This is a genomic window from Anseongella ginsenosidimutans (genome assembly GCF_008033235.1).
In the GTDB taxonomy this organism is placed as follows: Bacteria; Bacteroidota; Bacteroidia; order Sphingobacteriales; family Sphingobacteriaceae; genus Anseongella; species Anseongella ginsenosidimutans.
The window spans coordinates 3,780,832-3,802,307 of sequence record NZ_CP042432.1 but is presented as its reverse complement, the minus strand read 5'-3'; the positions used below and the strand labels follow the sequence as shown (position 1 = coordinate 3,802,307).

The following is a 21,476-nucleotide window of genomic DNA, read 5'->3' as shown; positions in this document are numbered from 1 at the left end:
CTTGTTAACAATTTACTTTCCTAAGATCCGGCCGCTGTATGTCTTGCTTATGCCTGCAGTTTTTCCAGCAATTGTAATTTCCATGCCTGGTAAGCTTCTTCCAGCGCCCCGGCCTGTGATTGCTGCGGCGCTACGAGGTTAATGCGCTGAAGGTACCGGCCGGCTTCGGAAGGAGATGAGTAAATTCCTGCGCCTACACCGGCGCCCCTGGCAGCGCCTGCGGCGCCGTCCGTGTCATATAATTCAATCGTAGCGCCGGTGAGGCTGGAAAGTGTTTCCCGGAACACGGGGCTGAGGAACATATTGGCGTTGCCGGCGCGGATCACGCGGGTATCCGTGCCCAATTGCTGCATGAGTTCCATGCCGTATCGGAAAGCGAAGGCAATGCCTTCCTGGGCGGCCCGGAAAACGTGGCCGCGCTCGTGATTATTAAAATCGAGCCCGCTGATCACGGAGCCGGTATAGCGGTTTTCAAGCATTCGTTCGGCGCCGTTGCCAAAGGGCAGAATACTGACGCCATCCGCTCCCGGCGGAACCCGGGAAGCCAGCAGGTTCATTTCCTCGTAACTAAGATCGCTGCCGAAATTCTTCCGAACCCATGAATTTAGAATACCGGTACCGTTTATACATAAAAGGATACCCAGACGTTTATGCGCCGGCGTATGGTTTACATGGGCGAAAGGATTTACACGGGACTGTTTATCATGGACGTTTTTGTCACTGATGCTGTAAACTACCCCGGAAGTTCCGGCCGTAGCGGCGACTTCCCCGGGTTCCAGTACGTTCAGGGAGAATGCATTGTTTGGCTGATCGCCCGCACGGTAGGCGATGGGAATGCCTGCTTTCAGGCCAAGGAGTTCTGCAGGTCCTTCCTGCAAGTGCCCCTGTATGGAAAACGTTGGTTTGGGAGTAGCGATCAGGCGGGCATCGATGCCATAATGATCGAGCAGAGATTGAGCGGGTTTTTCTTCCAGGAAGTCCCAGAGAATGCCTTCAGAAAGGCCAGAATAAGTGGTACAGGCTTCGCCGGACATTTTCATGGCAATGAAATCACCGGGAAGCATGAACTTGTCCGTTTTTTCATACACCAGGGGCTCATTTTCCCGTACCCATTTCAGTTTGGAAGCCGTGAAGTTCCCCGGGGAATTAAGGAAATGCTCCAGGCAGAACTTTTTTCCCAGGTCTCCGAAAGCCTGGTTTCCTGCTGCTACTGCCCTGCTGTCGCACCAAATGATAGAAGGACGCAAAACCTGCTGATCTTTATCAACAAGCACCAGGCCGTGCATCTGGTAAGAAATTCCGATCGCCGCTATTTCTTCCGGCTTAAAATCCAGCTGCCTTCTCAGCTTGCCGCTTACGCTGATAACTTCCTGCCACCAGCTTTCCGGGTGTTGTTCGGCCCAGCCGGGGCGGGGGCTGCTGATGGGCATTTCCGTTTCCGGCGAAAATGCATGGGCTGCAGTCTTTCCCGTCTCCGCATCCACTAAAGCTGCTTTTATGGACGAACTGCCTATATCGAATCCTAACAGGTACCTTTTCATTACTACTTATTTTTTTAGATCAACCTCTTGTTTCCGGACACCCGTTTTATACAGGATCCCTGCCATGAGGGCAAAGAACGCTACGCCTAATAACTGGTATCCTCCATTGCCGAAGAATTCACTAAGGCGCGAGGAAACGGCCTGGCCCGTGTTTTCAAGCCAAATATAAACCGCATCGGAAGAACTAAGCAAAGCAATGAGTACGCCGGCAAGGGCTCCGCCTGCTACCAGCCCGGTTGCAAAGAGGTTTCCTTTGCCTAATTCCTCTTCCGCCAGGCTTTGCTTTTTATTCCTTGTCCGTAAATTCACCAGCGCCCTCACCGCCCCTCCCGCAAAGATCGGCAGGGTAGTGGACAGGGGAAGGTAAGCGCCTACGGCAAAAGACAGCGAGCTGACCCCGCAAAGTTCAATGGTCAGCGCCAGGAAAACGCCTACCAGCACAAATTGCCAATCCAGGTTAAACGAAAGCAGGCCCCTGATGAGGGTCGCCATCAGGGTGCCCTGGGGAGCGGGATATTCGGTAGTTCCGATCGCATGCTGAATGCCTGCTGCCGCCATATCCGGTGTGGGCTGGTCAAGAATATTGATGGTCACCCCAACAGCTACGGACGAAACAAGTACCCCGATAAACAACGCGATTTGCTGGAACTTAGGAGTCGCGCCCAGGATATATCCTGTTTTCAGATCCTGGGAAGTATTTCCCGCATTCGCCGCGGCAATACAGATCATGCTGCCGACTACCAGCACCATAGGTTCAAAGGCGCTTCCGGTAAGGCCAAATGCGATAAAGATCAGGCAGGTTCCCATCAGGGTGGCAATGGTCATGCCGGATACCGGGTTGGAACTGGTGCCGATCAAGCCCACGATGCGGCTGGAAACGGTGACGAAGAAGAAGCCGAATACGACGATGAGAAAGGCCAGCAGCAGTTTGTTATACCACGTGCCGCCCGGTATCTGGGGCAGCAGCATGATCAGGACGACCAGCGCCAGCGATCCGAAAATGACTATTTTGAAGGAAAGATCATCCTGGGTACGTTTTTTCCCTTCCGTATCCCCGGCACGAATGGAACCAAGGCTTTCCCTGAACGAGCTGATAATAGTGGGAATGGTTTTAAGTAATGTCATGAATCCTCCCGCGGCAACCGCCCCGGCGCCTATCTGCCGGATGTAGGCCGTGTAAATGGCCCCGGGAGTGTCGGCAAAGGTCCGGGTTTGCGGATCCCAGCCTCCCGCTCCGCCCGGCGTGGCGATATCTGAAAGATAGCCAAGCTTTACCAGCTGGGCGGCGATCGTTTCCATAGGCATCACGGAGGCCAGAAGCGGGATCAGGCCCAGCCAGGCGAGAACCCCGCCGGCCACCAGAACGCCCGCGATCCTGGGTCCGATGATATAGCCTACTCCCAGGTATTCCGGTGTAATGTCGGCATTCAGCGTAGCGGAAGGGAAAAATTTACTGGTTTGGCGGCTGACCAGGCCCGGCGTTGCGGCAATTACCTGGAAAATCTTTTGCAGAATGGCATAAAGAGTGGCAACTCCCAGTCCCAGGTAGGCGGTGCGGGCGAATTCTCCGCCTTTTTCACCGGCGATCAATACCGAGGCGCAGGCCGTTCCTTCCGGGTAGGGAAGTGCATGATGTTCCCTGACGATCAGGGAGCGGCGCAGGGGGATCATCATCAGGGTGCCCAATACGCCGCCAAGCGCCGCCAGGGAGAAAATTGTCCAGTACGCGAAATACTGGCTCCCGATGCTTTCGCCGCCTGTTCCTGCCGTTAAAAAAAGGAATCCCGGCAGGGTGAATACCACGCCGGCAGCTATTGATTCTCCGGCAGAACCAGTGGTTTGAATGATATTGTTTTCCAGGATGGTGGTCCGGAAGATCTTTTTGCCCAGCGAAATGGCCAGCACGGCAATGGGAATGGAAGCTGTTACGGTCAGGCCGGCTTTCAGGGCCAGGTACACTGTGGAAGCCCCGAAGATAATGCCGAATAGGGCGCCGATGAGGACGGCTTTAACCGTCAACTCGGCAATACGGGTTTCGGCAGCAATATAGGGCTTTAGGTTTTCCGTTTCCTGGGGCATTTATGAAAGATTAGGTTGTAAAAATATTCAAATGCCGTAAGTTGGCAAATAAAATTTAATTTCCTTGTTTTACATCCATGAATAAAGCAGTCTTTTTAGATCGTGATGGTGTTTTGAACCGGGAACTGGGAGATTACGTTTGCCGGCTGGAAGATTTTGAGGTATTGCCGGACGTAGCAAAGGCATTGAGGATACTCCGGGACAGAGGATTCCTGTTGATCGTGGTAACTAATCAGGGAGGGATCGCCAAAGGCTGGTACAGCCATGAAGTGCTGCATCGCATGCATGAAAAACTCAGGGAAGAATTAAGCAGGGAAGGGGTAACGCTGAGCGAAATCTATTATTCTCCGCAGCATCCCCTGCATACGGGGAACTCGCTCTGCAGAAAACCAGGTTCGCTAATGCTGGAAAAAGCGCTGGCCAGGTTTGATATTGATCCTTCGCGTTCCTATTTGATCGGGGACAGGGAGCGGGATGTGGAGGCCGCTGAAAAAGTGGGAATTCATGGAATTTTGATCGAAAGCGATCAGTCCCTGCTGAGTATTATGGACGAAATAAATTAAAAATTTAATTTTTTACCAACATTAGGTTTTTTGTTTTTTATTTCTGTACCTTTACAGAAGTTGTAGATCATGCCTGGAGGCAGCAGCGTTATTTAAATTTTTTTTATGAACATTTATGTAGGTAACTTAAGTTACAAAATCTCTGAAGAAGAGCTAAAGGAAGTATTCGAACAATACGGAAGCGTAGATTCTGTTAAAATTGTTCGTGACAGAGACACAGGCAGGAGTAAAGGATACGCATTCCTTGAAATGCCGGAAGAGTCTGAGGCGCAACAAGCCATTGACAGTCTCAATGAACAAACCCTTGGTGAACGTACCATGGTGGTTAACCAGGCTCGTCCGCGCGAAGAGAGGGCTCCAAGGCCTCAGCGCAATTTTGGTTCGAGAAGATACTAATCAGGTTAAAATAATTCCGAAACAAAAAAACTCAGAGATAAATTCTGAGTTTTTTTGTTTTAGTACCCTTGGTTTTGAGTCGCTGCTGTACTGCCCGTGTTGCAGCTGCTGTATCGGGCGGGTCGGCATAATTTCTATAAGGGCCGGTCTTTGTCACTTTCCAAAGGTCACCAGATCTCAGGAAATGCCGCAAATGCCCTTATTCGCCGTATGCCTGAATTTTTGCCCGGCCGGAGGCCTTATGCGGTTTCCTGCAGTTTATTGGCCTTCGCATGATCCGCCAGGAACTGGGCCAGCCCTTTATCCGTTAACGGATGATTGAGCAGGGCGAGAATGGCTGACAGCGGTCCCGTCATTACGTCAGCGCCTATTTTGGCGCATTCAAGAATGTGAACAGGGTGCCGCACGGAAGCCGCAAGTATTTCTGTTTCAAATCCGTAATTATCGTAAATAAGGCGGATATCTTCGATCAGTTGCAAGCCGTCGGTAGAAATATCGTCAAGCCTTCCAATGAAAGGGGAGACATAGCTGGCTCCTGCTTTCGCTGCCAGCAGCGCCTGTCCGGCTGAGAATACCAGCGTGCAGTTGGTGCGGATGCCTTTACCGGAAAAATACTTCAGCGCTTTTACGCCTTCCCGGATCATAGGAACTTTTACGACGATTTTTGGGTGAAGCGCCGCAAGGGATTCGCCTTCCCTGATAATGCCTTCCAGGTCGGTTGCGATCACTTCAGCGCTTACATCCCCATCTACGATTTCGCAAATAGCTTTATAATGCGCCCGGACATTTTCTTCTCCGGTGATCCCTTCTTTCGCCATGAGAGAAGGATTGGTGGTCACCCCGTTCAGTACCCCGAGATCCTGCGCTTCCCGGATCTGATCAAGGTTTGCGGTATCTATAAAGAATTTCATATATTTTTTTGTTGTTTATTCAGACTTGACAGAGAGAAATAAAAAAAGGGTAAGCTACTTATATCGCGCCGCTCAACCGCCTACCCTTGCTCCCTTCCGGACCTGGGGGATTCAGCAGGAGCTGGCCGTATAAGACTTACCCCGCACAAAGATAGAAAATCGCAAGGGAATATGAAAGGATCCCCTGTCATTCCTCTCCTTTTTTCACGATCCTCACCAGTATTTTATCAATCCGCCTTCCGTCCATGTCCATTATCTCCAGTTCGAGATCATTCCAGGTAAGCTTTTCGCCGGTTTGAGGCAGGCGCCGGAGCTGCAGTATCATAAAGCCGGCTAATGTGTTTACTCCCCTGATTTCATCGGCGGCGGCTGAAAGATCGAACTCCTGCAGAAAGTCGGTCAGCGGGTATTGCCCGTCGATCAGCCAGCTGCCGTCTTCCCGCTGTACTTTTTCATTTCCTGAAAAGCCATCGCCCGAAATGGTGCCTACCAGCGTATAAAGCAGGTCATTCAGGGTAATCATACCCTCCAGGGAACCATATTCGTCAATGATAAAGGCGTGATGTGTCTTGTTTTGCCTGAATTGCCGCAGTACCTGGTAGGCGGAAGCTGTCTCATGGATGAAGGAGGCGGGGCTGAGCAGTGATTTTAACCCCGGGTTTTCGCCGCCCAGGTAAATATTCAGGAGCTTTTTAACGGTAACGATGCCCAGGATATTGTCAATTTCCCCGTCGCAGACAGGGTACACATTATGGTTGCTTTCCAGGATGGTCTTTTTATGCAATTCCGGATCTTCGTTAATGTCCAGCCAGACAATATCACTCCGGTAAGTCATAAGGTTAAGCACCCTCTTGTCGCCCAGGTTAAATACCCGGTCCACGATCTGGTGTTCAATTTCTTCGATCGCGCCGGCGCTCACACCTTCTTCTACAAGCGCTTTGATCTCTTCTTCGGTCACCTGGTTTTTGTCAGAGCGAATATTGAAAAGGCGGATTATGAGATCGGTAGTTGTGCTGAGCAGCCAGACAAAGGGCGCTACCATCCGGCCCAGGAAGGTCATTGGCCAGGCAACCGCCATCGCAAATTTTTCAGGAATGATCAGCCCCACCCGCTTAGGCACCAGCTCGCCGAAAACCAGGGTTAAAAAAGTAATGATGATAACCACCAGCGCCACCGATATATTTTCGCTATAAGGAGCCAGAAGAGGAATTTCCACGAAGAACTGTTTAAAAAACGGCGCAAAGGCGGCCCCGCTGTACAGACCCGTCAGGATGCTGATTAAGGTAATGCCGATCTGAACGGTTGAGAGGAACTTGTTTGGCGAACGGTGCAGCTTCATGGCTTCCGTTGCTGCACGGTTTCCCTTTTTTATAAATAGCTCCAGTCTTGTTTTCCGGCTGGAAACAAGCGCGATCTCTGAAGCGGCGAAAATGCCGTTCAGGAGGATCAGAAAAAGAATGATGAATACTTCAGCTAACATACCTGCATGCTTTCCGGGAGCGTGATACGGTTCCCCCTTTTGAGAAAGCGTTTATTTATTTTTTCCGAAATCGATGAGAGAAAAATGGACGTACCTTTTGGGGTTTTCACGCAGGTCGATCATAAGTTTGTCGAGGCTTTCCGCGGAATTGTTGAGATTCTTGTAAAGCGCCTCGTCATTCAACAATGCCCCCAGCGAACCTTCGCCGTTCTGGATCTTTTCCATCATGGCTGCCAGCTGTCCGGTAGCCTGGTTGGCATTGTTTAATGTTTCCCGGAGCTTGCCCGCGGCCACCTGATCCGTAACCTGCTCGATATTGGCGAGGATGCCCGTGATCTGCTCGTTGTTTTCGCGGAGATTCGTGGTGATGGACTCTACATTCGCAAGAATAGTCTGCAGCCGCTGCGCCCCGCTGCCTACGATATTATCGACTTTCTTACTAGTGCTTTCCAGCGATTGCAGCGTATTGTTAATGCTTACCAGGCTTTGATTGATGTTTTCCTGGAATTGTGGATTCATAATCGAGTTCAGGGCCGTAAGAATAGAGTCGATCTTGTCAAGCATGACCACGGCCTTGTCTTTAACCGGGTTGACGGATTCGGCCAGGCTCTTTTCCACATTAGAGGCCAGGGTATCGCCGTCGGCGGCCATTTGATCCGAATTGCCCAGTACGAAGTAAATGGCTTTTGATCCGAGCAGGTCGGTGCTTTGGATCTCTGCGATCGTATTGGCGGGAATGGGAATGTCCTCGTTTACTTCCAGGGTAGCCCGGATCTGTTTGCCGGGCAATAATTCCAGTTTCGCCACTCTTCCCACCTGAAAGCCGTTCACAAAAATTGGTTTGGACGCGGTAAGCCCGTCAACGCGGTCGTAAATTGCATAAAACTGCTGGCTGGATGAGAATACATCGTTTCCTTTCAGGAAGTTATAGCCGATGATCAATGTGGCAATAGCCACCGCCGCCAGTATCCCTATTTTAGTTTCCTTTGCTATTCTCATACGTAAAATTCAAGATTCCGTACTAAAATAGGGTTTTTACCTTGCTTCCGGGAAAAATATTTCAAGTCGGGCCGGCTAATTGGCCGATTCCACACTTGTCTTATAAGACTTGAACGCGTTATAGATCGAGCGTGCCATCTTCATTTGCCCTTCATAGGAATTCAGGAACTTTCGTTCATTTGCATTGGATACAAATCCTGTTTCTACCAGTACCGAAGGCATGGAGGTTTCCCGGATCACCAGGAAGCCAGCTTGTTTTACCCCGCGGTTATGACGGCCGGCGCTCTTGAATTCCTGCTGGATCCGGGCAGCCAGGGAAATGCTGTTGGCCATGTTCTGGCTTTGATAAAGAGAGAAAATAATGTAGGACTCCGGGGAATTGGGATCAAAGCCATGATAGTTCTCTTTGTAATTTTCTTCCAGGTAAATTACCTGGTTCTCTCTCTTTGCGACTTCGAAATTGTCTTCGGTACGGTGCAGTCCAAGTGTATAGGTTTCGCTTCCGTAAGGGCTCGTGCTGTTATTAGCATTGCAATGAATGGAAATAAACAGGTCTGCATGGGCTCTGTTGGCAATATTCGCCCGCTCGTATAATTCCACGAAGGTATCATCGTCCCGGGTGTAGATCACTTTTACATCCGGCATATTTTCTTTGATCAGCTTGCCCACTTTCAGAGTGATGGACAGGGCAATGTGCTTTTCGTAAACCCCTGCCCAGTTGGTTCCGGGGTCGTGCCCCCCGTGCCCCGCGTCAAGTACTACTGTTTTTAGGGCATAGCCGCCGGAAAAATTATCTTCTTTTCCAATACTGGTCGTATCAATTGTTCCGGCGAGGGCCGCGGTAGATATCAATAACGTAATGAGGGTGCAAGCGCCTAAAATCCTTTTCATCTTTCTATTTTTTCCCTTTCTTACAAAAAACAAGTTTTTCTAAGCCTTTTCTTAACTTTGGACCGGTTAAAATTTATCTTGCAAAAATAATATTCGAACAATACATTGAAACAAAAAAGCTGCATTTTTCCACTTCTGTTGATAACCGTGTGCTTCCTGGCGGGGGAAATGTATGCTGCTTCCGGCCTTCGGCCATATTCTGCCCTGCAGGACGGGCCTCCGGCCGATACGCTTCCCAAAGGCGCGCCGGGCGCTGATAGTATTCCGCTGCTGACACCCGTGTCTGCGGACAGTCTTCCCGGTACCGCGGTACTCAGCGCTGACTCCATTAGTTTAACGCAGGATTCACTAGGAATTGTACCTATAGCCGGCGGGCTGGAAAATGCTGCCGACACTTCCGGCGCCCCTGCAGATACCACCAAAGGCGGCCTGGAGGCGCAGATCCTTTCCAAGGCAGAGAAGTCAATCACCTATTACCTGAACGACAAATATACGGTGCTGAGGGGGAATGCCTACATAGAATACCTGGATATTACGCTGAATGCCGAATATATCCGGATCAATAACGTAAAAAAGGAAATATTCGCCACCGGCTTGAAAGACAGCCTGGGCCGCTATTACGGGCGGCCGAAAATGGTGCAGGGCGGGCAGGAGATCACTGCCGACAGCCTGAAATACAATTTTGAAACGCGCCGTGCATTTGCCTGGAACAGCCTTACTGCAGAAGGGGAGGGCTATATCCGGGGGGTAAGAGTAAAGTGGATGAACACAGGGTGGCTTATATCCAGGACGGGATTTACACGACCTGTACCAACCCTGCTCATCCGCACTTCGGTATCCGCCTTTATAAAACGAAAGTAAAAGAAAATCAGATAATTACCGGGCCGGCTAATTTATTCATAGAAGGCATTCCGCTTCCCCTGGGCGTACCCTTCGGCTTTTTCCCGAAAACCCAGAAACGTGCTTCCGGGATAATTTTTCCAAGCATCCGGGAAGACGCTTCCCTGGGGTTTTCGGCCGAAAACTTCGGTTATTACCTGGGCCTGAGCGATCATTTTGACCTGTCGGTGCTGGGCGAAATGTACTCCCTTGGCAGTTACGGCGTCCGGGCTTCCTCAAGGTATTCCTGGCGGTACCGGTTCAACGGAAATTTTAGCTTTGATTATCTCAGGCGGAAGTTTCCTAACGATGCTACCGGGGGATACAGCCTTGGAAAGCAGTTTAATATCCGCTGGAGCCACAGCCAGTCCAACAGGGGCACGGGGACAAATTTCAGCGCAAACGTGAACGCCGGTTCCAGCAAGTATTACCAGAATACCACAGATTTTAACCTCCAGGATAAGGCGCGTAATACCCTGGCTTCGGGTATTAATTATTCCAAGACCTGGCTTAACAGCCCTTTCAGCCTCTCTGCGTCGGCCAATCATAGCCAGGACGTATCCACCGGCCAGGTGAGCATTGGTTTGCCCACGCTGTCCTTTAATGTTTCGCGGATAACGCCATTTGACTCAAAGAACAGGGTGGGGGCCCAGAAATGGTACCACCGGATTGGTATGAGCTATTCCCTGCAAGCCGATAACCGGGTATCTACCGGCGATTCCATCCTGTTCTCTCCGCAGACCCTGGATAGATTGCAGACAGGTATCCGCCACAGCATTCCTGTCAGCACATCCTTCAACTTATTCAATTACTTCTTTGTCTCTCCCAGCTTCAATTATAATGAACGCTGGTCTTTTAAATCCTTCCGGAAATACTATGACCCGGGTGTGGACCGGGTAATTACCGATACAGTGAAAGGCTTCCAGGCATCCAGGGATTATAGCCTTTCGCTGGGAATGAACACCCGGATATTCGGGGAGCTGAATTTTAGAAAGGGTAAGATAAAGGCTATCCGCCACGTGATCACACCAAGTATCGGGTTCAGTTACCGGCCTGATTTCGGCGCTGAGAAATTCGGGTATTACCAGTATTACGTCAACGCTGAAGGGGAGCGCACCCGTTATTCCATTTTTGAAGGCACGCTTTACGGCGGCCCTTCAGCTGGTGTTTCCAAATCCCTTAACTTTTCGATCGATAATATCATTGAAATGAAGGTTAGGGCCGAGAACGATACAACGGATGGTGAAGAGGATGGCGAGAAAAAGGTAAAGCTGCTGGACAGGCTGAGTATCAACGGAGGCTATAATTTTGCCGATGAACTATTCCCCCTGTCGAATATTAATTTTTCCGGGTCGACTACGCTGTTTGAAAAGATAAGCATGAGCTTTAACGGTTCTTTTGACCCTTATGCCGTGATTGACGGCCGGCGCGAACCGGTTTACCTCTTGAAACACAGCAATAAACTCGCCCGCCTTACCCGTTTCAGTTTTTCTGTCCGGGGAAGCCTGAACTCCCGGGGGGAAGGGAATACCACCGGTCAGCCCGTTAACCCGGTAGGGGGGCTGGACCCGTCGATGCAGGAACAGCTGTACCTGGTTGATCCCAATCCGGAGGCGTTCGTGGATTTTAACCTTTTATGGAGCCTGAGTTTTGGCTATAGCTTTAACTATTCCAATCCGGGTACTTATTCGTCCAGGGCGGCCGGGCCGGTTAAGCGAACTACCCAGGCGCTTGATATGAACGGCGATTTCAGCCTTACTCCCAAATGGAAGATCGGTTTCCAGACCAGTTATGATTTTGAAAGAGGCGAAGTAGGTTCAACCAGCTTTTCCATTTTCCGCGATCTTCATTGCTGGGCGCTTTCATTCAACTGGATCCCATTCGGGTCATACAGGAGCTACAGCATGGACCTCCGGGTGAACGCGGCAGTGCTGCAGGATCTCAAACTGACAAAACGCCGGAACTATTACAATTATTAATGCTTGCAGAAATTATAACCATCGGGGATGAAATTCTCATCGGGCAGGTCATTGACAGCAATTCGGCCTGGCTGGCTGGCCGGCTGAACGAGGTGGGCATAACCGTAGGGCAAATCACTTCTATCGGCGATGATCCGGCGGTCCTGGAAAATGCGCTGGAGGAAGCCTCCCGCCGGGCGGACATCATTATCATGACCGGAGGGCTGGGCCCCACCAAAGACGACAGGACCAAGCAAACCCTTTGCGGGTATTTCGGCGGAAAACTGGTGCTTCATGAAAAGGTTCTGGAAAACGTGAAAACTATTTTCTCCCGGTCGAACCGCCCCCTGCTTGACAGCAATATGCGGCAGGCCGAAGTGCCGGACAACTGCAGGGTTTTATTGAACAGCCAGGGAACGGCGCCCGGAATGTGGTTTGAAAAAGAGGGCAGGGTATATATATCGCTTCCGGGAGTGCCTTTTGAAATGATGGGACTGGCCGGCGAACAGGTCATTCCCATGCTGAAGGAATATTTCCGGGACAGGCTTGAGCCGGTGCTTCATAAAACGCTGGTGACTACAGGAATCGGGGAATCTTTCCTGGCTGAACTGGTTGCGCCTGCGGAAAACTTCCTGCCTCCCTATATTCATCTTGCGTACCTGCCCCGGCCGGGAATGGTCCGGCTCCGGCTAAGCGCCTACGGAAAGGAGTTGACCGCCTCCGGAAATAAGCCTGCGGAAGGGATTGTCTCTGCGCTTCAGCTGGAAAAGGAATTGGATATTCATGCTTCCCGGATCATGGAACTGGCGGAGAAATACGTCATCGCGACTGAAGATACCCCGGTGCCTGAGATTATTTTAAACCGCCTCAGGGAACGCGGCCGTACCCTGGCAACTGCTGAAAGCTGCACCGGCGGGTACATTGCCCACCTGATTACGGCCATTCCAGGGGCATCGGACGTATTTTCGGGCAGTGTGGTGGCCTATTCCAATAAAATAAAATCATCGCTGCTTGGCGTGAATGATATTACCCTGACGCATTTCGGCGCTGTGAGCCGCGAAACGGTGAGCGAAATGGCCGCCGGCGCTATTGAAAGGCTTGGGGTTGACTATGCGATTGCCTGTTCGGGCATTATGGGGCCCGGCGGCGGCTCGGCGGATAAACCGGTAGGTACAGTATGGATCGCTGTCGCAGACAAGGAGCATGTGCAGGCGGAGAAATTCAGTTTTTCCGGCAGGCGCCCCCAGCTTATTGAACGTACGGCGATTGCCGCGCTTGGCATGTTATTTCATTTCGTGGAATAGAAGGGAGGGAAGCGAGGGCGGTCTTCCGGCCGAAAAAGCCGGCCGGCCCCGGGGCTTCGTTGAACCGAACCGGCTGTACCCGGCGTTCGGCTTTGAACTTTGAGGCAAATGCATAGCTTTGTGGGACAAATCAAGTATGAAGTAAACACATTAAAATATGGCACGATACGAACTGTTGATGCCTAAAATGGGCGAAAGCGTGGCGGAAGCTACTGTTATCCGGTGGGTGAAAGAAGTGGGGGAAATGATTGAAGCTGACGAAGCGGTTTTAGAGATCGCTACTGATAAAGTGGATTCGGAAGTTCCAACGCCGGTTGCGGGCAAATTGCTGGAGCAGCGTTTTAAAGAAAATGACGTAGTACAGGTAGGCGAAGTGATCGCTGTCCTGGACACGGAAGAAAGCCTGGAAGCCGGGGAAAGCGTGGACGTGGACGAAGGCGGGACGCCGGATGAAACAGGGCAGGAAGGCGAAGCCGGGCAGCAAAGCCGGGCCGGGGAGGGAACGGAAACAGGGCAGGAAACTAAAAGCGGGCAGCAAGGCGAAACCGTGCGGCAAAGCGAAATACGGGAGCCAGGCGCTGAAGCTGACGGTCCGGCTAAAGGGGAAGCGCTTTCCGGGGAAACTTCGGAACGACCAGGCGGCCCGTATGTATCCGGTGACGAGCCGGAACACGCAAATGAGCGCGCAATTCCCGGAATAGAGCTGCTGGAAACCGCTCCATTTTCATCGGGCGTGCCTCCCCGTAGTGAAAGCGGCCGTTTTTATTCTCCCCTGGTCAGAAGCATTGCTGAAAACGAGGGTATCGGGACGGAAGAACTGGAAAATATTCCAGGCAGCGGTGCGGACGGGCGACTCACAAAAAGTGACGTCCTGGCTTACCTGGAGCAAAAAAAGCAAGGCGGTATTTCCGCTTCGGGACAGGCTGATCGCCGTAGCGGCATTACGCCTCCTCCGGTAAACGTTTCTCCCGGCGACGAGATCATTGAAATGGACCGCATGCGCCGCCTGATCGCCGACCACATGGTAATGAGCAAGCAGGTTTCGCCGCATGTAAGTTCTTTCGTGGAAGCGGATGTTACCAACCTGGTCCGCTGGCGGGAGAAGATAAAGGGCGCTTTTGAAAAACAGGAAGGCGAAAAGATCACCTACACGCCGATATTTATTGAAGCGGTTACCAAGGCGATCCGGGACTTTCCCATGATCAACGTTTCGGTTAAGGGTACGCAGATCATTAAACGGAAGCAGATAAATATAGGTATGGCCACCGCGCTTCCTTCCGGAAACCTGATCGTACCGGTGATCCGCAATGCCGATCAAATGAGCCTGGTAGGCCTTACCAAAGCGGTGAACGATCTTTCTTCCCGCGCGAGGGAGAATAACCTGCAACCCGACGAAGTACGGGAAGGGACCTTCACGGTAACCAACGTAGGGACTTTCGGCAACGTGATGGGAACGCCCATTATTAACCAGCCCCAGGCTGCCATCCTGGCCTTAGGGGCGATCCGCAAGAAACCGGCCGTGCTTGAAACCCCGGAAGGAGATGTGATAGCCATCCGCCAGATGATGTTCCTGTCGTTGTCCTATGACCACCGTGTCATAGACGGTGTCCTGGGCGGGAGCTTCCTGCGCCGCATTGCTGATTACCTGGAAGCATTTGATCCTGACCGGAAAATATGAGGTTCAACTGTTAGAAGATCGTTATTCCGAATATAGGATAGACCTGCTTGAAATTATCGGTGGAAATGGCCCCTGCCTGGAGATATACGATCTTTTTAAGCTGGTATTTATAAACCGCCTTTAAGGTGGTGCCTTCAAATAGCGTACTGTTTTTCTTTAGCAGGTAGCCGATCTGGAAATAATTGTCCGGAAATAATTTGCGGCCGCTATAGGCGAAATCGAGGTTGATAAAGGGATTATGTTCGGCTTTCACTCCGCCGGTTTCTTTGTCTTCAAAATAAACTACATCATTAAGGGATACCCCGAGATTGTATTTTGGAATATGGAAGTCCACACGAAGGCCAATTTCGGGGGTAAAATGCCCGCCGATGTAATCTATGCCTGCCGGCAATCCCAGCATGAGCATGTGCCCTTTCATTTTACCCGCATATTTAGTACTCAGCAACATAAAGAGATGCTGGAGATCCGTTTCGGGATAGCGTTCCACTAAATGATAGACCAGCTGTTTGCCGGCCGGAAATCCAATAGCTTCGGAAGCGGGTTTACGTAATTTATCGTCGATTTCCTTTTCGGAATATTCTGCTGAATTATAAAGGATGGTAATGATGCCGTCGTTGGGCAATTCATAGGAGAGTGTATCTGTTACCTCATGCTCATCAACTCTTTCCTGCATCCAGGGGGAATATTTTTTGGGGAATTCCTGGGGGATGATTTCCTGGGCGGAAGCTGCCAGGCCAAAAGCCGCCGTGCCGATGGCGGCAATAAAAATAAAAATCCTGTATTTCATGCGTATTAAAGTTCTATTTTGATAAGAGTGGTTCCGTTGTGTTGCTTCTGTTCCGCTGAATATTCATGCGGGCGGCGGGAATTTCCCGGAAGGCTGGCAAGGCTTACCTGGGTTTTCTGCTTCTTCCATTGTATGCGAATGACCCTGTGGTGGCCTTTGGCGGGTGCCTGTTCTTTGGATCCTGCATCAGCAGCGATGGGCGGAAACCCGGAGGGATCCTCGCTGGCATTCCGTAAAACGGAAACTTCCCCCTGAATGCCGGAGCCGGCAAGCAGCTCAGGTGTTTCTGCTGCTTCGGCGGTCTTTTCATCAGAGCTTAGAATAGTTTCGCTCTCCCGCGCGCTGCCGGTTGCCGGCTCCCTTGAGTTTCTGGCTGCCAGCTTCCCGGTGGATATTGGAGCATCTCCGGATGCGGGCGCTGGTGTGCTGCTTGTTGCCAGTTTTGTGTTGCCGGTTTCCGGCTTCCATTCATGTTCGGGCGAGTTGCTGCCTGGGGGCGCTGGTGTGCTGCTGTCGGGTTCGAACTTCGGCGGCATTTTCGGCTTCCATTCATGTTCGGGCGGGTTGCTGCCTGCGGTTTCTTCGGCAGCGCCCTCCTTCGGTTGGGCCGTAACATTACCTGCAGGAGAGGACGGAGTGAAGGGCTGCTGTACGATCTGCTTCCCGGGTTTGTCCTTCCGGCGGTCTTTTTCCGGCAGCAAGAATATTCCGGCAAGTAATAATATGGCGGCGGCTGCCGCAGCGGTTAAATAGCGGATGACAGGTCGCCGCCTATGTGCTAAACCACGCTCGATGCGGTTCCAGCTTTCTTCCCGGGGTTGATACCGGGGAAGGTCAGCCAGCGAACGACCGAGTTGCTGTTCGAAATCCAGGCTGCTTTCCAGGTTATCCCAGCTATCTTTCCGGGGCTCATATTCCGGTAACTGATCTTTCCACTTTGTCATACCTTTAATGTTTCGTTTAGCTTTTCCCTCAGTAATTTTTTTGCGTAGGAAAGTTGTGACTTGGAGGTGCCCTCGCTGATGTTCAGTAAAGCTGCGGCTTCTCTGTGCGGGTAACCTTCTATTTCCACCAGGACAAAGACACTTCGGCAGCCTGCGGGAAGGGAACGGATGCTCTTATCCAGCATTTCACCGTCCATCCAGCCGTTTAAGGATTGCCCCTTGTCTTCCCACTGCTCGTCCAGGGTTTCAAACTGCATTCTTTTTTGAATGATGCGGAGCGCGGCCCGGATCTGGATAGTTTTGATCCACGCGCCCAGGGAGCTTTCCCCCCTGAATTTCCGTATGTTCACGAACACCGAAATAAAGGCCTCCTGGAGGGCATCATGCGCCTCATCCTCGTTATTGAGCATGCGGAAGGCAAGCGTGTACATTGCATTTTTGTACCGGTTGAACAGCTCCCGCTGCGCATTACTGTTGTTTTGCCGGCACTTTTCAACCAGTACCTTCTCCGGTATAATTTCCTTCATTCCACTCGATCATGATTTCTTTTTGAATAGCTGCAATAAAGAGTGCAAATAAAAGGCGTTGGTTGGAACCCCAGGAAAGTTTCCTGCTTTTCCCGCGCCGGGAACGGGAAGAAGCCCCCAGTCCCCAGAAACTAAAATCTAAAAACGAGAACTGCGACCCAGGAACGAAGACCCTGAAACCAAGCCCCTGAAAGCTATAAACTATAAACAAGAACTGCCAACCCAGAACCCAAGCTACTGGAAACTAAAAACTAAAAACTATAAACTAAAAACTAAAAACGAGGAATTACCGGTCAACTTCCCCAAGCACAATGTCAATAGAGCCGAGAATGGCTACGACGTCGGCGATCATGGCGCCTCGGGTAATTTCGGAAATGACGGAAAGGTTATTGAAAGAGGGGCCGCGGGCTTTACAGCGAAAGGGGATTTCGCTGCGTTCCTGAGCAATGAAATAAAAGCCCAATTCTCCCTTGGGGCTTTCGCCCCGCATATAATATTCCTTATGTTTTGGAAAGCACTTTTTGGGAACCAGGGCTCGTGGGTCAAAATCGGGGCTGCGTTTAAGTTCTTTTGTAAGCCGGGCAAGGCATTGTTCCATAATTAGCACAGATTCCTTGATTTCGTCTATGCGCACCTTGAAGCGGTCCCAGCAGTCGCCGGTAGTTCCCATTTCTCCGCTGCCATAGGGTATTTCAAATTCTATCTCGGGATAGACCGAATAATTATCAACCCGGCGGAGGTCCCATTTGAGGCCGGAGCCGCGAAGCATAGGGCCTGAACAACCGTAACTGATAGCAACATCCAGGGGAAGGACGCCGATACCGGCGGTGCGGTTAATGAATATCTGGTTGTCCGTGAGCAGGATGTCGAGTTCTTTCAGTTTGGGCTTGAAATATTCGACAAATTCGATGCAGCGTTCCTCGAACCCTACCGGCAGATCATAAAATAAGCCGCCTACCCATATGTAATTGTAAAGCATGCGTGCGCCGGAAGCCCATTCCAGCAGGCCCATAATGTGTTCCCGGTCCCGGAAGCACCAGAGAAAGGGGGTGAAAGCGCCTATATCGATTCCGTAAGTCCCCACGGCGATCAGGTGCGAGGCAATCCGGTTCATCTCTGCTACCAGTACCCGGATATATTCAATTCGCTTCGGGATATTTTCCTCAATGCCCATCATCCTTTCAACACCCATTGCAAAAATATGGTTGTTGTTCATAGACGCCAGGTAGTCCATCCGGTCGGTAAAGGGAATGATCTGGGGATAGCTAAGCGCTTCGGCATGCTTTTCAAAGCAGCGATGCAGGTAGCCGATATGAGGGATGCATTCGTTGACGACTTCCCCGTTGGTGATGAGTTCAAGACGCAGCACACCATGAGTGGAAGGGTGCTGAGGACCCATATTGATCACCATTTCCTCTGTCTGAAGGCTGTTCTTGAGCGTTTCGTAACGGGTTGTCATGGCCTTCTCCTTTAATAGTCAATTTTAATGCCTTTATAGGTTTCCGCCGTTTTGTAATCCTTGCGCAGGGGATAGCCCTCCCAGTCGTCCGGCAGGAGGATCCTCCTCAGGTCGGGATGACCAGTAAAGCTGATCCCTACCAGATCAAAGGCTTCCCGTTCATGCCAGTCGGCGGTGCGCCAAACGGATGAAACGCTGGGTACTGCGGGAAGCTCCTCTGTATTCCGGCCGCCTTTTACCCGCACTTTTAGAACGAACGAAGTTTTATAGGGAATAGACGCGAGATGATAAACCACTCCAAATTCGCCGCTCTCCGGCCCGTAGTCAACTCCTGAAAGACAGGAAAGAAAATCAAAATAGGCGCCGGGATTGTCCCGCAGTTCAAGGCATATGTCCGCAATGCGGGCGGCTTCTACCGTAAGTGCAGGCTGAAGAGCTTCCGGTTCTTCAGCCTGGATAACCTCTTCGCCGAATTTTTCCCCGATGATGGATTTGATCTTTTCAAACATTGCAGGCTCAAAAATAAGAAATTTACTCCGGAAGGCGATTGAACTGAAATTATTAATTGCGACATCCGCATTGCGATATCCGCGGGAATTACCATACGGGCCCTCTGTTAATGGCAGCGGTCTAAAAAAGGCTTAACTGATCGGAGGGCCGCTTAAATGCATGGCTGTTCAGCGGCCGCATTTCCCGGCCTTTGAGATACCTGTTTACCGAAGTATGGAATAATTTGCTGATCATGTCCGCGATATTGCCGTCGCCCCGCATGCGCGTGCCGAAACGGCTGTCATTCAGTTTTCCCTGGTGGCATTCGCTGATCAGGTGCAGCACTTTTTGGGCACGGTCCGGGAAGCTTTTATGTACCCAGTCTTCGAATAGCTGGGAAATAGCGCCGTTCAGCCTGACAAGGGTATAACCCGCCGCGCTGGCTCCCGCTTCTGCGGCCGCTTTAATAAGCGCCGGGATCTCTTCGCTATTAAGCCCGGGAATAATGGGAGCGGTCATTACCCGCACAGGGATGCCTTCCGCACTAAGATTCTGGATCACTTTTAATCTTCCTTTTGCTGTGACTGTACGGGGCTCCAGGGCTTGCCGGAGGTCTTCATTCAAGCTGGTCAATGATACGCTTACATGCACCAGGTCAAGGCTGTTGAGTTCCCTGAGGAGATCCAGGTCGCGGAGTATCAGGGCGTTTTTGGTGATGATGCTCACGGGGTTGCGGTATTTCAGGAAAACTTCCAGCAGGCGGCGGGTGATCTTCAGTTTCCGTTCAACAGGCTGATAACAATCGGTATTTCCGGAAAGGACAATGGGTATCCCGGCCCAGGTTTTCTTTTCAAAACAAGCTTCCAGCAGGGCCGGGGCGTTTTTCTTAACAATAATTTTTCTTTCGAAATCCAGGCCCGCGCTGTATCCCCAATATTGATGCGAGTTTCGCGCATAGCAGTAAATGCATCCATGTTCGCAGCCCTGGTAGGGATTTAGCGAATACATCAGGTTAAGATCGGGGCTGTCCACCTTATTGACGACCTTTTTTGGGGACTCTTCAATATATTGCGTGGCGCTGTTTTCCAGCATCGCCTCGTCAATTCCCTCCGGGTGTTCCGCTACGTATTCTGTATTCAGGTAAGGGTTTTTCGTGTTGAGCTGCGCGCCTCTCCCCTTAAAATAAGTGTTGTCTTCTCCGCCTGCATTCATAATACAAATTTACTAAAAATTTTAGTAAATCTTGTGATGGTTCAGCGCATTCCGTAATCAATTCTAAACTCTTCCAGGTTGGGAAGGCGCTCCCTGCTGCGGGTAAGTTCAAATTCATAGATCAGCCTGCCCAGGTGTTCCATGAACGGGTAACCGGTTCCAATGTAATCATAACGGTCGTCGTTATAGATCCCGTCAGTATTGGTTGCAATGGTAGCAGTCAGAAGAAATTCCACGCGATTTTTAAAATCTACGATATAGGCATTGTCGGTAACATAGCCGTAAGCATTTCCCATCTTGTTAAAAATCCGGATGTGCGCTGGGATCCTGGCTGTTTTCCGGTTTCCGTACATCAGGAATTTTGCATAGCTGTCCCAATAGGCGCAGGTGTCTGAATAATCGGGAAAAGGACCGCTTTCCCGGGGAAGCATGGACAGGTATTTCCGCAGAAAGAGATAATCATCCGGGTGGAGGCGAAAGCGGCGGGAAGGAGGATAGGATTCAGGGAACAAGATTCTTTTGAGCAATTCCTGCTGCATTTCCAGGGGGAAGAAATTTTTATCCGTAAAGCGGAAGGGATCCATTACCAGCCTGCCTTCGTTATCCACGTATCCGGCGCCCGCTGTGACCTCCGGAAGGCCGCTGAAAAAATCCATTTCATTATAAGCCGCGGGCTGCCGGTAAATTACTTTTTCCCCCCGGGCGATTTCAGGATGGGTTCCGTCCGGCACTTCGCCTGCCGGGAGAGGCTGGTAGAAAGTGAAAGGGTTACTGTGCCTGCTGGTTTCGCGGCTATCTCCGACAATGAAGCGATGGAGGATGCGAACATTGTTTAAGCCTTTTTGCGCAAGCCGTTCCCGGATTTCCCGCTGCCCGACAAATTCATATAGACGGTTGTACGCCCAGTTATCGCTTACCAGGAGTACCTGCCGTATGAAATGAGCAATCGTAGGCAGGCCGTTCCGGGCGGTATGATCTGAAAGCAGCGGCAGCTGCGTCCTGAACCCGCTGCCGATGCGTAAGGGGGTATCCTTCGTGAGACTGTCGATCCGGAGATCATTCAGTTTTTCGAGCGCCAGCACCGCCAGGGGAAGTTTTACGGAGCTGGCCGGATAAAAGTAGCGCTCTTTATCCAGCCGGTAGGTATAAGAAGTAAAATGCGGTTTGTTCTTCCGGTCGCGGTCAATCTGGGTATAAATAACCTGTATCTCATAGTAGCCGGCGCTGTCAAGAAGGTGGCCGAACCATTCGGGCCGGCTTTGCATGAGCTTCTCAATAAGATCATGCCGGTTTCCGGGCTTATTATCCTGTCCCAGGGTGCCGGCCAAAGACACCAGGTATAGCAAGAGTGTGCAGGCAAATTTTTTCATGTGGTAAAG

19 protein-coding genes and 1 other RNA gene are annotated in these 21,476 nt (G+C 51.0%); 6 read left to right on the top strand and 14 right to left on the bottom strand.

Going from position 1 to position 21,476, the window contains the following annotated elements; all coding sequences use genetic code 11:
• Positions 1–47: 47 nt before the first annotated feature.
• Positions 48–1,541 (bottom strand): xylulokinase, encoded by a 1,494-nt coding sequence (locus FRZ59_RS16025; RefSeq protein ID WP_132129862.1) that lies wholly within the window; start codon positions 1,539–1,541, stop codon positions 48–50.
• A gap of 6 nt (positions 1,542–1,547) precedes the next feature.
• The gene (locus tag FRZ59_RS16020) at positions 1,548–3,620 is read right to left on the bottom strand and encodes an OPT family oligopeptide transporter (RefSeq protein WP_132129863.1); all 2,073 of its coding nucleotides are present in this window, start codon (positions 3,618–3,620) and stop codon (positions 1,548–1,550) included.
• Between the two features lie 77 nt (positions 3,621–3,697).
• On the opposite strand from FRZ59_RS16020, the gene FRZ59_RS16015 reads away from it, so the two are divergent.
• Together FRZ59_RS16015 and rbp are read left to right on the top strand one after the other, a co-directional pair.
• On the top strand, positions 3,698–4,183 hold the full coding sequence (locus FRZ59_RS16015; RefSeq protein WP_132129864.1) for a D-glycero-alpha-D-manno-heptose-1,7-bisphosphate 7-phosphatase: 486 nt from the start codon (positions 3,698–3,700) through the stop codon (positions 4,181–4,183).
• 105 nt (positions 4,184–4,288) lie between these two features.
• Positions 4,289–4,579 (top strand): RNA-binding regulator, encoded by a 291-nt coding sequence (gene rbp, locus FRZ59_RS16010; protein WP_132129865.1) that lies wholly within the window; start codon positions 4,289–4,291, stop codon positions 4,577–4,579.
• A 239-nt stretch (positions 4,580–4,818) separates the two neighbouring features.
• Here rbp and fsa read toward each other — a convergent pair whose 3' ends face one another.
• The 5 genes from fsa to FRZ59_RS15985 all read right to left on the bottom strand — a co-directional run bounded on the left by fsa (position 4,819) and on the right by FRZ59_RS15985 (position 8,860).
• Entirely contained in the window at positions 4,819–5,490 is a 672-nt protein-coding gene (fsa, locus tag FRZ59_RS16005; RefSeq protein WP_132129866.1) for a fructose-6-phosphate aldolase, read from the bottom strand.
• Between the two features lie 44 nt (positions 5,491–5,534).
• Positions 5,535–5,632: signal recognition particle sRNA small type (ffs, locus tag FRZ59_RS16000), an RNA gene on the bottom strand.
• A gap of 45 nt (positions 5,633–5,677) precedes the next feature.
• A complete protein-coding gene (locus tag FRZ59_RS15995) occupies positions 5,678–6,970 on the bottom strand; it encodes a hemolysin family protein (protein WP_132129867.1) in 1,293 nt (430 codons plus the stop codon).
• 51 nt (positions 6,971–7,021) lie between these two features.
• A complete protein-coding gene (locus FRZ59_RS15990) occupies positions 7,022–7,969 on the bottom strand; it encodes an MlaD family protein (RefSeq protein ID WP_132129868.1) in 948 nt (315 codons plus the stop codon).
• Positions 7,970–8,044: 75 nt separating this feature from the next.
• Entirely contained in the window at positions 8,045–8,860 is an 816-nt protein-coding gene (locus tag FRZ59_RS15985; protein WP_132129869.1) for an N-acetylmuramoyl-L-alanine amidase family protein, read from the bottom strand.
• A gap of 138 nt (positions 8,861–8,998) precedes the next feature.
• Here FRZ59_RS15985 and FRZ59_RS15980 point away from each other — a divergent pair, with 138 nt between their 5' ends.
• The 4 genes from FRZ59_RS15980 to FRZ59_RS15965 all read left to right on the top strand — a co-directional run bounded on the left by FRZ59_RS15980 (position 8,999) and on the right by FRZ59_RS15965 (position 14,679).
• Positions 8,999–9,721, top strand: coding sequence for a hypothetical protein (locus FRZ59_RS15980; RefSeq protein ID WP_158640655.1), 723 nt, complete (start codon positions 8,999–9,001; stop codon positions 9,719–9,721).
• Entirely contained in the window at positions 9,619–11,718 is a 2,100-nt protein-coding gene (locus FRZ59_RS15975; RefSeq protein ID WP_147698371.1) for a putative LPS assembly protein LptD, read from the top strand. Before FRZ59_RS15980 ends, FRZ59_RS15975 begins: the two co-directional genes overlap by 103 nt.
• Complete coding sequence (locus FRZ59_RS15970; RefSeq protein WP_132129871.1) at positions 11,718–13,001, top strand: CinA family nicotinamide mononucleotide deamidase-related protein; 1,284 nt, start codon at positions 11,718–11,720, stop codon at positions 12,999–13,001. Before FRZ59_RS15975 ends, FRZ59_RS15970 begins: the two co-directional genes overlap by 1 nt.
• Positions 13,002–13,158: 157 nt before the next feature.
• Positions 13,159–14,679, top strand: coding sequence for a dihydrolipoamide acetyltransferase family protein (locus FRZ59_RS15965; RefSeq protein WP_132129872.1), 1,521 nt, complete (start codon positions 13,159–13,161; stop codon positions 14,677–14,679).
• A 10-nt stretch (positions 14,680–14,689) separates the two neighbouring features.
• Here the strand turns inward: FRZ59_RS15965 and FRZ59_RS15960 are convergent, their stop codons facing one another.
• From FRZ59_RS15960 to FRZ59_RS15930, 7 genes are all read right to left on the bottom strand, one after another.
• Complete coding sequence (locus FRZ59_RS15960; protein ID WP_132129873.1) at positions 14,690–15,466, bottom strand: hypothetical protein; 777 nt, start codon at positions 15,464–15,466, stop codon at positions 14,690–14,692.
• A gap of 5 nt (positions 15,467–15,471) precedes the next feature.
• Positions 15,472–16,410 (bottom strand): hypothetical protein, encoded by a 939-nt coding sequence (locus FRZ59_RS15955; RefSeq protein ID WP_132129874.1) that lies wholly within the window; start codon positions 16,408–16,410, stop codon positions 15,472–15,474.
• Positions 16,407–16,937, bottom strand: a complete 531-nt coding sequence (locus FRZ59_RS15950) for an RNA polymerase sigma factor (protein ID WP_132129875.1) — start codon at positions 16,935–16,937, stop codon at positions 16,407–16,409. The genes FRZ59_RS15955 and FRZ59_RS15950 overlap by 4 nt, the downstream gene beginning before the upstream one ends.
• Before the next feature lie 286 nt (positions 16,938–17,223).
• Positions 17,224–18,396, bottom strand: a complete 1,173-nt coding sequence (locus tag FRZ59_RS15945) for an NADH-quinone oxidoreductase subunit D (RefSeq protein WP_132129876.1) — start codon at positions 18,394–18,396, stop codon at positions 17,224–17,226.
• 11 nt (positions 18,397–18,407) lie between these two features.
• Positions 18,408–18,905 (bottom strand): NADH-quinone oxidoreductase subunit C, encoded by a 498-nt coding sequence (locus FRZ59_RS15940; protein WP_132129877.1) that lies wholly within the window; start codon positions 18,903–18,905, stop codon positions 18,408–18,410.
• Between the two features lie 121 nt (positions 18,906–19,026).
• A complete protein-coding gene (locus FRZ59_RS15935) occupies positions 19,027–20,097 on the bottom strand; it encodes a PA0069 family radical SAM protein (RefSeq protein WP_132129878.1) in 1,071 nt (356 codons plus the stop codon).
• Positions 20,098–20,138: 41 nt separating this feature from the next.
• A complete protein-coding gene (locus FRZ59_RS15930; RefSeq protein ID WP_132129879.1) occupies positions 20,139–21,467 on the bottom strand; it encodes a serine hydrolase in 1,329 nt (442 codons plus the stop codon).
• Between the last annotated feature and the right edge of the window lie 9 nt (positions 21,468–21,476).

Excerpts from the sequence above, each read along its gene's own strand:
- FRZ59_RS16020 (WP_132129863.1), bottom strand. The coding sequence starts at position 3,620 with ATGCCCCAGGAAACGGAAAACCTAAAGCCCTATATTGCTGCCGAAACC.
- FRZ59_RS15960 (WP_132129873.1), bottom strand. The coding sequence starts at position 15,466 with ATGAAATACAGGATTTTTATTTTTATTGCCGCCATCGGCACGGCGGCT.
- FRZ59_RS15985 (WP_132129869.1), bottom strand. The coding sequence starts at position 8,860 with ATGAAAAGGATTTTAGGCGCTTGCACCCTCATTACGTTATTGATATCT.
- fsa (WP_132129866.1), bottom strand. The coding sequence starts at position 5,490 with ATGAAATTCTTTATAGATACCGCAAACCTTGATCAGATCCGGGAAGCG.
- FRZ59_RS15990 (WP_132129868.1), bottom strand. The coding sequence starts at position 7,969 with ATGAGAATAGCAAAGGAAACTAAAATAGGGATACTGGCGGCGGTGGCT.
- FRZ59_RS15945 (WP_132129876.1), bottom strand. The coding sequence starts at position 18,396 with ATGACAACCCGTTACGAAACGCTCAAGAACAGCCTTCAGACAGAGGAA.
- rbp (WP_132129865.1), top strand. The coding sequence starts at position 4,289 with ATGAACATTTATGTAGGTAACTTAAGTTACAAAATCTCTGAAGAAGAG.
- FRZ59_RS15940 (WP_132129877.1), bottom strand. The coding sequence starts at position 18,905 with ATGTTTGAAAAGATCAAATCCATCATCGGGGAAAAATTCGGCGAAGAG.
- FRZ59_RS15995 (WP_132129867.1), bottom strand. The coding sequence starts at position 6,970 with ATGTTAGCTGAAGTATTCATCATTCTTTTTCTGATCCTCCTGAACGGC.
- FRZ59_RS16015 (WP_132129864.1), top strand. The coding sequence starts at position 3,698 with ATGAATAAAGCAGTCTTTTTAGATCGTGATGGTGTTTTGAACCGGGAA.
- FRZ59_RS16025 (WP_132129862.1), bottom strand. The coding sequence starts at position 1,541 with ATGAAAAGGTACCTGTTAGGATTCGATATAGGCAGTTCGTCCATAAAA.
- FRZ59_RS15930 (WP_132129879.1), bottom strand. The coding sequence starts at position 21,467 with ATGAAAAAATTTGCCTGCACACTCTTGCTATACCTGGTGTCTTTGGCC.
- FRZ59_RS15955 (WP_132129874.1), bottom strand. The coding sequence starts at position 16,410 with ATGACAAAGTGGAAAGATCAGTTACCGGAATATGAGCCCCGGAAAGAT.
- FRZ59_RS15970 (WP_132129871.1), top strand. The coding sequence starts at position 11,718 with ATGCTTGCAGAAATTATAACCATCGGGGATGAAATTCTCATCGGGCAG.
- FRZ59_RS15935 (WP_132129878.1), bottom strand. The coding sequence starts at position 20,097 with ATGAATGCAGGCGGAGAAGACAACACTTATTTTAAGGGGAGAGGCGCG.
- FRZ59_RS15965 (WP_132129872.1), top strand. The coding sequence starts at position 13,159 with ATGGCACGATACGAACTGTTGATGCCTAAAATGGGCGAAAGCGTGGCG.
- FRZ59_RS15950 (WP_132129875.1), bottom strand. The coding sequence starts at position 16,937 with ATGAAGGAAATTATACCGGAGAAGGTACTGGTTGAAAAGTGCCGGCAA.